Below are 13,800 nucleotides of genomic sequence, written 5' to 3'. Positions count from 1 at the left end.
ACCCGAAGGAGAAGTCACCGATGAGTGAACCGACCGCGCAGCCCGACGCGCAGTCTCAGACGAAGTGGCTCACAGCCGAGCAGCAGGAAGCCTGGCTGACACTGATCGCTCTCGTGACACGGTTGCCTGCCGCACTCGACACTCAACTGCAACGCGATTCGGCACTCACCCACTTCGAATACTTCGTGCTCGCCGCACTCTCGGACGCCCCCGACCACAAGCTCCAGTTGTCGGTACTGGCCCAGCGCGCGAACGCTTCCCTGTCCCGCCTCTCGCACGTCATCACGAAGATGGAGAAAGCCGGCTGGGTGAAACGGGAAGTCATTCGCGGCAGCCGCGGCTCCAACGCAGTACTCACCGACGAAGGAATGACAAAGGTCGTCGCGGCCGCGCCGCCACACGTCGCCTCTGTTCAAGGTCTCCTCTTCGAGGGCCTCGATGATCGCCAGGTCGCCCAGCTTTCGTCCTTGGGGACTGCAATGCTCAGCCAACTGGACAAGGGAATCGCCGCCGGACTCGGCAAGGCCTGACCCCTTTCCCGACACGAGCGGGCCGATCCTTACGACGGCGGCTTCGTGAGGTCGAGTGCAGCCAGGTGACTGAACAGCATGCTCGCTCCGATCGGGTTTCCACCTCCGGGATACGTTGTCCCGCTGGCCGCTGCCATCGTGTTCCCCGCCGCGTACAACCCGGCAATCGCCGTACCGTCGGCTTTGAGCACCCGCCCGGTTGCGTCGGTACGTAGACCACCTTTGGTCCCGAGGTCGGAGATACCGAAAGCGGCAGCGTGAAACGGTCCTTGGTCGATCGGTACTAGCGGTGAAGCCCCCTCCGAAAAGGCACGGTCGTACGCAGTGTCTCCTCGGCCGAAGTCCGTGTCGACGCCGGTCGCCGCAGACTCGTTGAATCGCTTCACGGTCTGCACCAGTTCCGCTGCGGGAACATCGATCTGGGCGGCGAGGTCTTCGAGCGTCTGGGCACTCTTCCACAACCCCGCATCCACATACTGCTCCGTCTGCGCCATGGGCACGTTGGGCGCCTTCACCGGCGGCACTGCACCTTCCCTGTTGTCGTAGATCATCCAATACGGTGTGGTTACTTTTCGTGCCCGCATGTGTTCTATGACGGAGCGACCCAAGCGGTCGTACGGCGCAGACTCGTTGACGAATCGACGACCGTTGTCGTCCACGAAGATTCCGCCGGTGAACCACAGCGCAAACGCGGAGCGGCCATCCGGATGGGTGAGCCCCGGCGACCACCAGGCCTCCCCCATGAGGTCGGTATCGGCGCCCACGGCGATAGCCGCCTGATGCGCCTTGCCGAGATTGCCGGGACAACCCATCGTGTCGAGCGCCGAGCCGGGAACACCGAATTCGGCTCGCAGGGTCTCGTTCTGTTCGAATCCGCCCGCGGCCAGAATCACTCCTCTGCGGGCTCGGATGGTTCGACGTCGACCACCTTGTTCGACGACCGCGCCGACGACCGATCCGTCCTCGACGACCAATTCTTCGAGAGTGGTGTTCAGGTGCATGGCGGCGTTGGCGAATGTCGAAAGTGCCAGCAAGAATCGACCGATCAACGACTGCCCGCCGACGAGGTACGCCGGCAACTCTTCTCCCAACCGCTCCGTCGCGAGCGGCGATCGAAGTGAATCACGAAGCACACCAAGCTTCTTAGCGTTCATCGGTTTGGGAACGATGTGTCGACCGCTCGCGCGAGCCTTGGGTTTTTCCCCGAAGTAGTCGGGCCACGGCAGTATCTGGAACTCGAAATTCGAGTCCTCTTCGAGATAGTCGATCAGCCCGGCGCCGCCTCGAACGTATGCCTCCTGGACGTCGGCAGGTGTCCGATCACCCACCACCGAACGGTAGTACTCCAGCGCGTCTTCGATGGTGTCGTCGTCCCCGCCCCGGCGAAGAACGGCGTTGCACGGGAACCACATTCCGCCGCCGCCCGAGTACGCCGTTGTTCCGCCGTACTTGTCGGTCGCTTCGATCACTATGACGTCGAGGCCTTCGCGTGCTGCCGTGTACGCGCCGGCGAGTCCGCCGCCCGATCCCACAGCGAGTACGTCGCATGTCTCGTCCCACTTCGTCATAATCAGCCTCTCCGATCCTGGGCACATTTCCGAACGTGTTCTAGAAATCGTTCTAACACATGGACTTAGCGATCGCGGGGGATCGAAATTCTGTCCCACCGAGCGGGAGCGAGACATGACGCCGAGCGGGGGCGAGACATGACGCCGAGCGGGAGCGAGACATGACACCGAGCGGGGAGCGAGACATGACACCGAGCGGGGAGCGAGAACGAGCGGTGATAGCGCACACTTTGCTCGCACGGGTCTGATCCCGTAGTGTCTGGACACATGTCTGGTAAGACCAAGTTCGAGTCCACTCGTCGACGGCTCACACAGCAGCAAGCCGAAACCGTCGATCGATTGACCGCGGCAGCGATCACGGTCCTGCGCGACAAAGGGTTTGCCGATCTGACTGTACGAATGGTGGCAGCGGAAGCCGGTGTCGCCGCAGCCACGGCGTACACCTATTTTTCGTCCAAGAGTCACCTTGTGGCAGAACTGTTCTGGCGCCGACTCGACGCAGTACCGCACGAGCCCTCCCCCGAGGCGGAACGAGAAGCGCAGGTCTGCTCGGTCCTTCGAAGCGTCGCACTCCTCGTTTCCGACGAACCGGAGCTGGCCGCGGCCGTGACCACGGCGATGATGGGCAATGATCCCGACGTCGAACACCTTCGGGGACGTATCGGCAAGAACATCCGCGAGCGGCTCATCGAGGCGCTGGGGCCGTCATACGATCCCGACGTACTCGAAGCACTCGAAATCTCCTGGTCCGGAGCGCTTGTCCGAGCCGGCATGGGTTACGAGTCCTATTCGCAGATCGCAGACCGGCTCGAAGTCACTGCCAGGCTGATCATGGCGGGCCGCGACAACCTTCACTAGACGGGGGTCATGGCACTCACCAACCATGTGCCGTCGACTCGATCGAGTGTCACCTCGACTCGGCTCGACGTCGACGCTGGTGCCGGCCGCGCGATACTCGTCGTGATCTGATCGACGAACAGGAGCAATTCCGCTCGGTCTGCAGCAGCGGAGAGCACTCCCACGTCGACTACTCGCGCCTTCGTGCTGATTCCTTGCTCCTTCGACTGGGGTGCAACGGTTTTCGATCCGAATTCGGCGAAGCGGTCCTGAAATGTTCCACTTGCACCCTCGGCAGCATGTGCAAGATCCTCGTCCACCGTGTCGCTGTTGTAGCTCAAGAGATTCTCGACGAGCATCGGCGCCACACCGATCACCTCGACACGTGCGGTTTCAGTGGCTGCCGAACGGTGGTGACTCCAGAGCAGAGTCCCGCCGACTCCCACCAAGATCAGCGCTGCAAACGCCAAGACCACGCGCTTCACGGGACGAACTCCACACTCGACATCAGTACCCGACCGTCGACCTCTTCGACACCGACGCGAAGACGGTAGGTTCGCGCCGAAGACTCTCCCGCCGAATTGCCGACCTGAGCCGATGCCGCGATCAGTACCACCCCCGAGGTTCCGGATTCCGATGCCAGGGCTGCGGTGTCGACATGACCGTCGGAATCGACGGCGAAATCACGGATCGATGCGACGAACGCAGATTCACCGGACTTCAGTTCGTCTGCAAAAGTTCCCGTAGTCAGCGACTTCAGCTCCGCGAGATCCTCGTCGAGCGTGGCAGAGTGAACGTCGATCAGAGCAAGGGTTCCTGCGACAGCACCGTCGACGAACCCTTGACGCTGGGACTCTCGCACGCGGTCCGATCGAACTGCCAGACAACCGAAGACGACAACGACGCTCAGAGCCGCGAGTGCAATCCAGACCAGGGCAGTGAGTACACCGCGCTTCCCTCGGACCGGATCCAGCACCTCACCTCTCAGCGATTCGTCGGCGTCAGCAACTGTTGCCACGGCTCACCCTCCCCCGGACCGGAGTCAGCCGGAGCCAACTCCGTGTGTTGATAGTCGACTCCGTCAGGCCCGGTGTACAACTCGCCGGGCGCATTCGTCCCCGACGGCACGTACGCTTCGGGGCTCCGGCAGATCTCCGGGCTCGGTGCTCGTTTGCCCGGTACCTCCATGCAGGGAATGTTCCGAGATCCACGAACGGCGAAGACCGAGTTCTGTGGCACTTTGCAGTACAGATCAGCCGGGGTGTCCGGCACACTCGTCTGGGTCGGGTCCCGTCGCTGATCGGCAGGAAGGTAACCGGTCGAGCACGCCGCAGGGTCCTGCGCTTGGAGGTGGAAGTTGACGTTCGCGGCGCCGTCCACCTGCCCGCGTTGTACGACGGTTTCCTGTGCCGCGACCAGTGGCGGCAAGATGACGAGCACCTGTTCCAACCCGGCGTTGTACGTCAAAGCCACCTGAGCGGTGCTGGTGAAATTGGCAAGCAGCACAGGCAAAGTGGGTTTGAGGCCTTGAAACAGCAGGTCGGCTTCAGTCGCGAAGCCCGGTCCGGTCTCGAGGATATTGCGCACGGACCCGTCGGCGACCTCCAACTGTCCACTGAGCTGAGCGACACTGGACGCCCACTGGCGAATCTGATCGCCCGTCACCACCTGTGTCTGCAGGAGCGGATCCAACTGCTGTACGAGCGTCGTAGCCGGCGTTGTGGCAGCGGACATCTGATCGACGAACGAAGTGGTCGAATCCAGCAGACGAGCCAGATCCTCTCCCCTGCCTCCGAAAGCTGCCGCGGACTCGTCGATCACCGATCGCAACTTGTCCTGCGGTACGGATGCGAGCATCGCCTGCGCCTGATCGAGGACCGGTCCGATCTCGGTCGGGATCGTGACAGCGTCGGGGCCGATCACGTCTCCGTCGGCCAGAAAGGGTCCGTCCGCGGTGCTCGGTTGCATGTCGACGTATTGCTCACCGATTGCCGACACGCTTCGCACCGCTACTGTGAGTCCGCTGGAGGGAACGGGAACCGCACTCTCCAAAGATAATTCGGCGCGTACCACTCCCGGCGAGAGACGCACCGACCTGACCTGACCGATGGTGTCGCCGCGATAGGTCACGTTCGCGTTCCGATACAGGCCGCCGGCGTCGGGCAGTTCGACTGTCACCGAATAGCGCCCGATGCCGAGCATGGTCGGAACTCTCAGGTACGAGATAGCCGCTGCGCTCATGCCTATCACCGCCAGGATCGCGAAGATCGTCAATTGCCTTCGCACCAACTTCGTGAGAATCATCGTCCACCGTCCTGGGCGGTCCGCCCTGTGCTACTTGGGTCGGTCCGCCCTGTACCACTTGGGGCGGCCCGCCCGGTGTCACTTGGGGCGGCCCGCCCGGTACTCAGAGGCGCGGTCAAAGGATCGACCAGTACTCCGTTCTCCACCGGAGTTTGCGGCGCCCCGAACGGAGTACCGAAGCCCAGACCTGACTGAAGGCGATTACTCGTGAGGTCGATCAGCGCCCACAAATTGGTGTAATCACCGCGCATTCCGTCGTCGATGGTCGTCTGGGGGAAGGGGAAGGTACTCAGATTGCCCAAATTGTTGATCAGGTCCGGTCCTGTTTCGACCACCTTCTGCAGCGTCGATTCCAAGGCGCTCAAATTGGCTTTCAAATCGTCGCGGGTCCGGTCGACCAGATCGGTCCCGACGTCCCCGAACCTGCCGACCGCATCGAGGGCGGTGGTCAGGTCGACGCGTTGGGCGCTCAGTTCCGCCAAGGCCGGATCAAGGGTCTCCAACGCCTCACCGAGAACGTCTCGCTGAGCCGTGATCTCGCCGGCGAACACGTCGAGATTCTCCATGGTCGTGACTATCGCCTCGCGTTGACGGTCGAGTGTCTCGGTCACGGTGTCCATCTGGCTCAGCAGGTCGCGCGCCGCATCGGTCCGTCCGCCGAGAGCAGTGTTCAGTTCCGTGGTGATGCTGTGAATCTGGGCCAGCCCACCGCCGTTGAGCACCAAGGACAGTGCCGTCAACGCTTCCTCGGTGGTGGGATAGACACTGGCCGATGCAAGGGGAATCACGGATCCCTCCGACAACCGCCCTTCCGGCGCCACCTCGGTGGGCGGCGCGAGCGCGACGTGTTTGGATCCGAGCAGACTGGTTTGGCCGATCTTGGCAGTCGCGTTGGCGGGCAGCGACACCGAGCCGTCGAGCGCAACCGTCACCCGTGCGTGCCAGTTGTCGGTCTCGATCGCACTGATACTTCCGACTGTCACGTCGTTGACCATGACCGGGGAGTTGGGACTGATCGACGTGACGTCCGGCATCTCGATCACGACCGAGAAACTTCCCTCACCGCGGCCGGCCGCGCCCGGCAGCGACACCGAATTCAGCCCGCTCCATTGACAACCCGTCAGAACGAGCACAGCGCTCGCCGCCACACACACTGTTCCCCACTGGCGGCTAGTCATCGTGATCCTGTCGACGGCATGAGCAAGCCGGTCAGATCAGACGCCACCGGTACCGTCGGAAAACTCAAGGCGCCAGTCGGTTCCAGATCAGGCTCGCTGTACACCAGTTGGTCCGGAAGAGCGCCGAGCGCCCGGGTCGGATTGATGCTCAGGTCCGGGTAGTTCGCTTTGATCGTGTTGAGCAACGGGCCGAGGTATTCGATGCACAAATCCGCGCCCTTCTTCGAGGTGTCGTTGGCCAGGCCGGCGATTCCGCCGCAGATCAAGTCGATCGGGTTGCCGACGTTCTGGAATGCGGGCACACCCACCATCGCTCCTTGGGCCGGCCGATAGACGTTGTAGTAGTTCGACAACGCTGTCGGAGCCAGATGCAGTACCTTCTCGAGACCTGCGCGCTTGTCGACCAATACCTGGGACACGTCGGCCAACTTCGCGATCTGCTCCGTCAAGCCGGTTCGGTTCTGTTCGACAAACCGCTGTACGTCGACGACGGCGGCGTCCAGATCGGCGAGAGCCGGAGCCAATTGCGTCCGGCTCTCGGCGAGCACACTCGAGACATTTGCCAGCCGTCCTTGGAACTGAACGATCTGTTCGTCGCTTGCGGCGAGTGCGGTCGTGAAGGTCTGCAGGCCGCGGATGGTGCCGAACAGATCGGCTCCGCCTTCGTCGAGTGTGCTCATAGCCTCCGAGAGTTCGGTCACCGAGCGCCCCAGCGCTTCCCCGTTGCCGGCCAGTGCGGATCCGGCACCGTCGAGGAAGTTGGCGGCGGGACCACGATCGTCCCCGTCGGGACCCAAAGCATCGGCAGCCCGGCCCAGCTGTTCCTTGATCTGGTCCCACTCGACCGGGACCGCCGTTCGGTCGAGCCCGATCTCCGCACCGTCATTCAGTGCGTCGGCGCCGTCCGTCACCGCCGGCGTCAACTGCACGAAGCGGGCCGAGACCAGCGACTGGGCAACGATCACCGCTTTCGCGTCCTCGGCGACGGGAACCTCGCGCGCCAATTTCAGTTCGACGCGCATTCGATCTCCCTGTGGGGCGATCTCGGTGACGCGGCCGACGTCGACCCCCACGACACGAACGTCGTCACCGACATACAGACCAGTCGTCGAGGTGAAGTAGGCGGTCACGTTGTAGTAGCGCAGATGTTGCACCGCAAGGTATCCCGACGCGACGACGATCGCCGCGCCGACGACGCTTCCACCGACGACGGCGATTCGACGCCAGTTCACCGGTTTGCGAACTCGTAAGGCACCCATCATCGAACCTCCGGAATCGGTAGCGGCGCAGGTGGTAGCCCGAACATCGCGTTGATCAACGGTTGGGTGTATTGCGCCGGTACCAGGTTCTGGACGTAGGCGTAATAGAAGGGACCGCTGGCCACGGTGTCGCCGAGCGTGCCCACGTACGTACCGAGACCGTCGATTCCCTGAGAAAGGTTGTCCTTGTTGTTCTGCAGAATGCCGACAACCGTGTCGAGTTTGCCGAGGACCGGTTGCAATTGCGCCTCGTTGTCGTGGACGAGCCCGCTCAGCTGGGTCGACAACGCCGAGATGTTCGTGATCACTTCCCCCAGCGCCGCCTGTCGCCGATCCAGTTCTCCCAACAAGGCGTTGCCGTCGACGAGTAGCGCGTTGACCTGTGGTCCACGCTCGGCCAGCGTCCCGGCGACGTCGTTTGCATCGGACAGCAAGGTGCGCAACATGTCGTCGCGTCTATTGACGCTGTCGGAGATCCGTGCGACACCGTCCAGCGCCGGCCTCAGGTTCGGCGCACTGTCGGACATCACCTGCCCCACTGCGTCGAGTGATTCGGAGAGCTGGTCGAGATCGATGTCCTCGACCGTCGTGGTGAGGTCACCGAGCACGTCGGGCAGCGAGTACGCCGATCTTGTTCGCTCGACCGGGATCTCGCCGCCGACCGCGATCCTTCCCGTACCGTCCAGATCGAGCGATACCGCTCGCTTGCCGAGCAACGACATCGTGGTGACGGCTGCCGACGTGCTTTCTCCCAATCCGATCGAGCCTTCCAGTGTGAAATCCACGCGCGCGAGTCCGTGCTCGACCTCGATCCGGTCCACCGTTCCGATCTTCACTCCGGCGGCGTTGACTTCGTCTCCCGGCGCGAGACCGCTGGCGTCGGCGAACACCGCGCTGTACCCGACGCCCGATTTCAGGAACTGCAGATTCTGATACTGGAGCGATGCCAATACGACGGCGGCCGTGACGACCAATCCCACGACCCCCACGCGTACGGCCTGGCTCTGTGCCATCTCTCTCATCGTGGTGCGCACCTTCCGGTCGTCTGATCCACCAGGTCGACAGTGAGCGGCGTACCGTCGGCACCGTCGACCTTCAGTGCAATTCCGCACAGATAGAAGTTGAAGAACGACCCGTACGAGCCGACTCGGATCAGCTGCTTGTAGTTCGAGGGCATGGACGCGAGAATCCGATCGAGCTCACTCTGTTGCTCGATCAGCGGATTCAGGCTTGCGTCCAGCTTCGACAGGTTTCCCGCGATGTCCGGGCGAACTCCGGCGAGGAGATCGGCGAAGGTGCCTGATGCGGTATTCACGCTCTCGACGGCAGTCCCGATCATCTCCCTGTCCGCCGCGAGCCCGCTGACCAGCTGTTGTAGGTGATCGAGAGTGTCACTGAACTGACCACCGCGGCTGCGCAATTCACTGAGCACACCGTCGAGGTTGCCGATCACTCGACCGATCAGTTGGTCGCGGTCCGCGAGAGTGTTCGTGATCGATCCGGTGTGCGCCAGCACCGATGCCACAGTTCCGGACTGGCCCTGAAACACCTCGAGCAAGGACATCGACAACGCGTTGACCTGCTCCGGGTCCAGGGCTTGAAACAGCGGCTTGAAACCACCGAGTAGCGCATCGAGGTCGAGTGCCGGCGCGGTGCGATCGACGGGAATGCTCTCGCCCTGTGGCTGCGGTTCCGCGATCCCCGGATCGTCGATCAGTTCGAGGTATCGATTACCCACCAGATCCTGATATCGAACAGCGGCTCTGGTCGATACAGTCACGGTGTCACCCGTATCCACACTGAAACTCACGTGGGCACGGTAATTCCCTCCGAATTCGACGGAGCCGACAGAACCGACCGGCACACCCGCGATGCGCACCTTGTCGCCGGCTCTGAGCCCGGAGGCGTTGACGAACTCCGCCGAGTACGACCTCGCGTCGCCACCTCGCATCTGGCCGAACACGAGGATCAGCCCGGCGTTGACGAGGATCATCACCAGAACAAAAATTCCGAACTTGACGGTGTACCCACGAACTTTCATCGGATCTCCGTCCCGAACAGGTAGCTCATCAGATCCGGGACCGTGTTCATCGGTTGCCCACCATTCGGCTGACGCTCGGGCGCAAACGGATTCACCCCGGTATCGGTCACCAGGTACGGAGCATTGACGTTCGGGTCGCGCAGTGGAAGACCCATACACTGCGGGCCACCTGTTGCCGCGACCTTCGGAAGGTCGTCGGGATATCGGTACGGTTCGGTTCCGGCGATCAGACCGATCGACATCTTGATTCCTGGTTGTCCGTTGTAGGCGCCGTCGCCGATCTTCTTGCTCTCCTGCAGTCCGTGGAACATGCAGGGAATCACCGGGGAGTATTCATCGAGCAGTGCGGTGGTCGGCCGCAGTAACGACAGAACGGTGTCGATACCGTCGGCGTTGGCTCCCAGTACATCTTCTCCGGTGCGGGCGACCCCGATCACGTTGAGCAAGAGGAGATCAAGATTCTGCTGCTCGTCGAGAACAGTGGTTCCCGTCGTCGTGAGCGAGTCGAGGGTGTCCATCAAGTCGAGAACAGCGTCGCGGTAGGTCTGTGTGACGGCTGGTAAATCCGTCAACACATGATCGAGAGCCTCACGTGCAGTGTTGAATTCGAGCAACGAGGAATCTGCTTGTTCGAGTGCGACCCCGAGCCGTTCGCCGCGTCCTTGCAGAGCAGTCGAGAGGGCACCCAATGTCGAATCGAGCTTGCCCGGGTCCACCGTCCGGAGCACGGTGGTGAGTTTCTCGAACACCGTGTTCAGCTCGACAGTCACCCGGGATGCGTCGATCGTCGCCCCGGCGGCAAGTCGCGCGCTGCTCGGCTGCTCCGGCGAGGACAGGCTGACGAACTTCGCGCCGAAGGCCGTGTTCGACGTGATCGCCACATCCACGTTTGACGGAATCGATTCGAGCGCTTCGGGATCGATCGACAACGACAGTTGTGCGGTGGCGTCGTCAGTCGGCGTGATGGACTCCACCGAGCCCACGGTCACCCCGGCCATCTTCACCCGCGCGCCCGGATCCATCACGAGCCCCGCGCGCTCCGCGATCACCGTGATCGGGACGCGAGCGACAAACACCTGGTTGAAAGACGCGACCGACAAAGCGATGACCCCGACGATCGCCGCAGCCAAGCCCAGAGCAGCCAACTTGTAGCCGTATCTGTGCACGCAGTCCCCCTAACCGGACAGATTGAAGTTGCCGGAACCGCCGTAGAGCGCGAGTGAGACGAGCAGGGTCACCGCCACGACGCAGATCAGCGAGAGCCGAACCCCGCGGCCCACTGCAGTTCCCACGCCCGACGGTCCCCCGGACGCGTTGTATCCGTAGTACGTGTGGATCAGCATCACCAGTAGTGCCATCACGAGCACTTGAACGAAGGACCATGCGACGTCGACCGGATCGAGGAACGTCGTGAAGTAGTGGTCGTAAAGACCCGAGGACTGACCGAACAGCACGACCGTGGTGAATCGTCCGGCCAGAAATGATCCCACGAGCGCCAGTGAGTACAGCGGCAAGATCGCGATCATCCCTGCGGTGACGCGGGTGCTGACGACGTACGGGACCGAACTGATCGCCATCGATTCGAGGGCGTCGATTTCCTCGCTGATGCGCATGGCACCGATCTGCGCGGTCGAACCTGCTCCGATCGTGGCCGACAGGCCGATTCCCGCGATGACCGGCGCAGCGATACGAACGTTGATGAAGGCGGAGAAGAATCCGGTGAGCGCTTCGACTCCGATATTTCCCAGCGAGCTGAAACCTTGGATCGCAATGGTGCCGCCCGAGGCTAGGGTCAGAAATCCTACGACCGCAACCGTGCCGCCGATCACTGCCAAAGCTCCGGTGCCCATGCTGATCTCGGCTACCAGCCTCAACACTTCTTTCGGGTGTTTGCGAATTGCCCACGGGATGTGAGCGATGGCGCGCGCGAAGAAGACAGCTTGTCGCCCAACATCGTCGATCGAGCGTGACGTTCGAGCCACCCGCGCCCGCGTGCGTCCGAACTTGCCGATTTGTGCCAGCGAATCCGACAGCGTCACCTCGATCACCCCGCCGTCAATCGGATGCCGACCGCGGTGACGATGGTGTTGACGACGAACAACGCCATGAACGCGTACACCACCGTTTCGTTGACGGCCTCCCCCACGCCTTTCGGCCCACCCCGTACCGACAGACCGCGATAGCAGGCCACCAATCCCGCCAGCATCCCGAACAGTGCAGCTTTGACCATCGACAACGCCACCTCGGGCAGGCCGGTCAGCAACGTGATTCCCTCGACGAAGGCGCCAGGGTTCACGCCCTGGAGAAACACCGAGAAGGCGTAACCGCCGGCGATGCCGATGACGCAGACGAGTCCGTTGAGCAGCAAAGCCACCACGGTCGACGCGACCACCCGCGGAATCACCAACCGATTGATCGGATCGATCCCGAGCACCTCCATGGCGTCGATCTCTTCACGAATCGTTCTCGATCCCAGATCGGCGGCGATGGCTGTCGCGCCCGCACCTGCCACGATCAGCACCGTCACCACCGGACCGACCTGAGTCACGGCACCGAGCGCGGCCCCGGCGCCGCTGAGGTCGGCGGCACCGATCTCGCGGAGAAGGATGTTGAGGGTGAAACTCACCAGGACCGTGAACGGCACGGCTACCAACACTGTCGGCACGATCGACACCCGGGCGATCATCCAACTCTGCTCGAGAAACTCCTGCACCTGAAAGCGGGTGCGGAACAAGCCCACTGCGACATCGGCGCCCATCCGGTAGAACTGGCCGAGTTCGCGCATCGGGCCCGCAAGTGCAACTCTTCCGCTGTACACGTCAATGCCCCGAAGGACATGACGTGGAGTTGCCGTAGTCGACCTTGAATTCCTTGATCCCGTTGAGCCAACCGGACGAGAGCCTGCTCGGATCGCCGAGCTTGCTGATGTCGGGCATGTGATCGGCGATCTTGCCGAAGATCAGATCGACCTCCATTCTGGCCAGGTTGGCGCCGACGCAGTAGTGCGGTCCGGTTCCTCCGAACGCGAGGTGCGGGTTCGGGTCTCGGGTGATGTCGAAGACGTCGGGGTTCTCGAAGACGGTTTCGTCGAAGTTCGCCGAGCCGTAGAGCAGTACGACACGCTGCCCCTTCGCAATCGTAGTGCCGGCAATCTGTGTGTCCACCACTGCTGTTCGTTGCATCGACGTCAGTGGCGAAGCCCAGCGGATGATCTCGTCCGCGGCGGTGCGCGGACGCTCACGCTTGTACAGTTCCCACTGATCCGGATGCTCGAGAAATGCCATCATGCCGAGTGTCGTTGCGTTGCGCGTCGTTTCGTTGCCTGCGACAGCCAACATGATGACGAAGAAACCGAACTGTTCCGGGGTGAGTTTCTGTCCGTCGATGTCGGCATGCACCAAGCGCGAGATGATGTCGTCGAGCGGTTCCTCCCGTCTCGCCTCGGCCAGTTGATAGGCGTAGCCCAGGATCTGCGCCGACGCCATCCGCGACTCGCCGGCGAGCGACTCGTCGTCGTATCCCGTCATCTGATTCGACCATTCGTACAGCTGACGGCGCCCGTCCTGCGGTACACCGATCAGCTCCGAGATCGCCTGCATCGGTAACTCGCTGGCGACCTGGCTGACAAAATCACCGCTACCTTCCGCCAAAGCAGCCGACGCTATGTCTTCTGCCCGCGCTTCCAGCCCGGCCCGCATCGCTTCCACCGACCGCGGAGTGAACAAGCGCGCCACCAACTTGCGCAGCTGTGTGTGCTCAGGGGCGTCCTTGTTGATGAGGACGTGTTTTGTCGCCTCCAACTCCTCCGCCGAGATGTTGTCTTCATGCCGCGGAATGCAGCCGTTGACGTTGCTCGAGAACTCCTCGCTGCGCAACGAGACGTCGCGGACGTCTGCGTGGCGGGAGACAACCCAACAACCACCGTCGTGAAATCCGCCGGTACCCGGTTCCTGGGCGTTCCACCAGACCGGAGCGCATCGTCGTAGTTCGGCGAACTCGGCAAGCGGGACGCGCTCGCCGTACAGATGCGGGTCGGTCACGTCGAACCCGTCGGGAAGGTCGATCTCAGGCATTGCAGATGCT

The 13,800-nt window shown here is 62.5% G+C and carries 14 protein-coding genes; 2 read left to right on the top strand and 12 right to left on the bottom strand.

The features are described 5' to 3' along the window. Positions 1 to 20 precede the first annotated feature (20 nt). Positions 21 to 530 (top strand): MarR family winged helix-turn-helix transcriptional regulator, encoded by a 510-nt coding sequence (locus tag AC1DVN_RS23090; protein ID WP_029538195.1) that lies wholly within the window; start codon positions 21 to 23, stop codon positions 528 to 530. A 29-nt stretch (positions 531 to 559) separates the two neighbouring features. On the opposite strand, the gene AC1DVN_RS23085 is transcribed toward AC1DVN_RS23090, so the two are convergent. Next, the gene (locus AC1DVN_RS23085; protein WP_046378642.1) at positions 560 to 2,098 is read right to left on the bottom strand and encodes an FAD-binding protein; all 1,539 of its coding nucleotides are present in this window, start codon (positions 2,096 to 2,098) and stop codon (positions 560 to 562) included. A 267-nt stretch (positions 2,099 to 2,365) separates the two neighbouring features. On the opposite strand from AC1DVN_RS23085, the gene AC1DVN_RS23080 reads away from it, so the two are divergent. Then, positions 2,366 to 2,956, top strand: a complete 591-nt coding sequence (locus tag AC1DVN_RS23080; protein ID WP_003943994.1) for a TetR/AcrR family transcriptional regulator — start codon at positions 2,366 to 2,368, stop codon at positions 2,954 to 2,956. Here the strand turns inward: AC1DVN_RS23080 and AC1DVN_RS23075 are convergent. From AC1DVN_RS23075 to AC1DVN_RS23025, 11 genes are read right to left on the bottom strand one after another with little or no spacing between them, the layout of a single operon-like run. Then, on the bottom strand, positions 2,953 to 3,420 hold the full coding sequence (locus tag AC1DVN_RS23075; protein WP_113684201.1) for a hypothetical protein: 468 nt from the start codon (positions 3,418 to 3,420) through the stop codon (positions 2,953 to 2,955). The two genes, AC1DVN_RS23080 and AC1DVN_RS23075, sit on opposite strands and share 4 nt — an antisense overlap. After that, the gene (locus AC1DVN_RS23070) at positions 3,417 to 3,953 is read right to left on the bottom strand and encodes a hypothetical protein (protein ID WP_020907934.1); all 537 of its coding nucleotides are present in this window, start codon (positions 3,951 to 3,953) and stop codon (positions 3,417 to 3,419) included. Before AC1DVN_RS23070 ends, AC1DVN_RS23075 begins: the two co-directional genes overlap by 4 nt. Next, positions 3,920 to 5,239, bottom strand: a complete 1,320-nt coding sequence (locus tag AC1DVN_RS23065) for an MCE family protein (RefSeq protein ID WP_021334011.1) — start codon at positions 5,237 to 5,239, stop codon at positions 3,920 to 3,922. Before AC1DVN_RS23065 ends, AC1DVN_RS23070 begins: the two co-directional genes overlap by 34 nt. After that, positions 5,236 to 6,417: an MCE family protein gene (locus AC1DVN_RS23060; protein ID WP_477994250.1), complete on the bottom strand. Its 1,182-nt coding sequence runs from the start codon at positions 6,415 to 6,417 to the stop codon at positions 5,236 to 5,238. Before AC1DVN_RS23060 ends, AC1DVN_RS23065 begins: the two co-directional genes overlap by 4 nt. Beyond that, a complete protein-coding gene (locus AC1DVN_RS23055; RefSeq protein WP_151530881.1) occupies positions 6,414 to 7,676 on the bottom strand; it encodes an MCE family protein in 1,263 nt (420 codons plus the stop codon). The genes AC1DVN_RS23060 and AC1DVN_RS23055 overlap by 4 nt, the downstream gene beginning before the upstream one ends. After that, on the bottom strand, positions 7,676 to 8,698 hold the full coding sequence (locus tag AC1DVN_RS23050; RefSeq protein ID WP_037134411.1) for an MCE family protein: 1,023 nt from the start codon (positions 8,696 to 8,698) through the stop codon (positions 7,676 to 7,678). The genes AC1DVN_RS23055 and AC1DVN_RS23050 overlap by 1 nt, the downstream gene beginning before the upstream one ends. Continuing rightward, the gene (locus AC1DVN_RS23045) at positions 8,695 to 9,717 is read right to left on the bottom strand and encodes an MCE family protein (RefSeq protein ID WP_477994249.1); all 1,023 of its coding nucleotides are present in this window, start codon (positions 9,715 to 9,717) and stop codon (positions 8,695 to 8,697) included. The genes AC1DVN_RS23050 and AC1DVN_RS23045 overlap by 4 nt, the downstream gene beginning before the upstream one ends. Next, positions 9,714 to 10,883, bottom strand: coding sequence for an MCE family protein (locus AC1DVN_RS23040; RefSeq protein WP_021334006.1), 1,170 nt, complete (start codon positions 10,881 to 10,883; stop codon positions 9,714 to 9,716). Before AC1DVN_RS23040 ends, AC1DVN_RS23045 begins: the two co-directional genes overlap by 4 nt. Before the next feature lie 9 nt (positions 10,884 to 10,892). Next, positions 10,893 to 11,765: an MlaE family ABC transporter permease gene (locus tag AC1DVN_RS23035; protein ID WP_003944051.1), complete on the bottom strand. Its 873-nt coding sequence runs from the start codon at positions 11,763 to 11,765 to the stop codon at positions 10,893 to 10,895. After that, a complete protein-coding gene (locus AC1DVN_RS23030) occupies positions 11,762 to 12,502 on the bottom strand; it encodes an MlaE family ABC transporter permease (RefSeq protein ID WP_021344419.1) in 741 nt (246 codons plus the stop codon). Before AC1DVN_RS23030 ends, AC1DVN_RS23035 begins: the two co-directional genes overlap by 4 nt. Positions 12,503 to 12,536: 34 nt before the next feature. Further along, on the bottom strand, positions 12,537 to 13,790 hold the full coding sequence (locus AC1DVN_RS23025) for a cytochrome P450 (protein WP_477994248.1): 1,254 nt from the start codon (positions 13,788 to 13,790) through the stop codon (positions 12,537 to 12,539). Positions 13,791 to 13,800: the final 10 nt, after the last annotated feature.

Source organism: Rhodococcus sp. P4_E4 (assembly GCF_056401575.1).
The sequence above is the reverse complement of the archived record's forward strand: the minus strand, read 5'-3'. Positions and strand labels throughout refer to the sequence as shown.

What these genes read in the sequence shown, in the direction of transcription:
- AC1DVN_RS23025 (WP_477994248.1), bottom strand. Translation starts at nt 13,790, where the DNA reads ATGCCTGAGATCGACCTTCCCGACGGGTTCGACGTGACCGACCCGCAT.
- AC1DVN_RS23060 (WP_477994250.1), bottom strand. Translation starts at nt 6,417, where the DNA reads ATGACTAGCCGCCAGTGGGGAACAGTGTGTGTGGCGGCGAGCGCTGTG.
- AC1DVN_RS23030 (WP_021344419.1), bottom strand. Translation starts at nt 12,502, where the DNA reads ATGCGCGAACTCGGCCAGTTCTACCGGATGGGCGCCGATGTCGCAGTG.
- AC1DVN_RS23055 (WP_151530881.1), bottom strand. Translation starts at nt 7,676, where the DNA reads ATGGGTGCCTTACGAGTTCGCAAACCGGTGAACTGGCGTCGAATCGCC.
- AC1DVN_RS23080 (WP_003943994.1), top strand. Translation starts at nt 2,366, where the DNA reads ATGTCTGGTAAGACCAAGTTCGAGTCCACTCGTCGACGGCTCACACAG.
- AC1DVN_RS23050 (WP_037134411.1), bottom strand. Translation starts at nt 8,698, where the DNA reads ATGAGAGAGATGGCACAGAGCCAGGCCGTACGCGTGGGGGTCGTGGGA.
- AC1DVN_RS23090 (WP_029538195.1), top strand. Translation starts at nt 21, where the DNA reads ATGAGTGAACCGACCGCGCAGCCCGACGCGCAGTCTCAGACGAAGTGG.
- AC1DVN_RS23065 (WP_021334011.1), bottom strand. Translation starts at nt 5,239, where the DNA reads ATGATTCTCACGAAGTTGGTGCGAAGGCAATTGACGATCTTCGCGATC.
- AC1DVN_RS23045 (WP_477994249.1), bottom strand. Translation starts at nt 9,717, where the DNA reads ATGAAAGTTCGTGGGTACACCGTCAAGTTCGGAATTTTTGTTCTGGTG.
- AC1DVN_RS23085 (WP_046378642.1), bottom strand. Translation starts at nt 2,098, where the DNA reads ATGACGAAGTGGGACGAGACATGCGACGTACTCGCTGTGGGATCGGGC.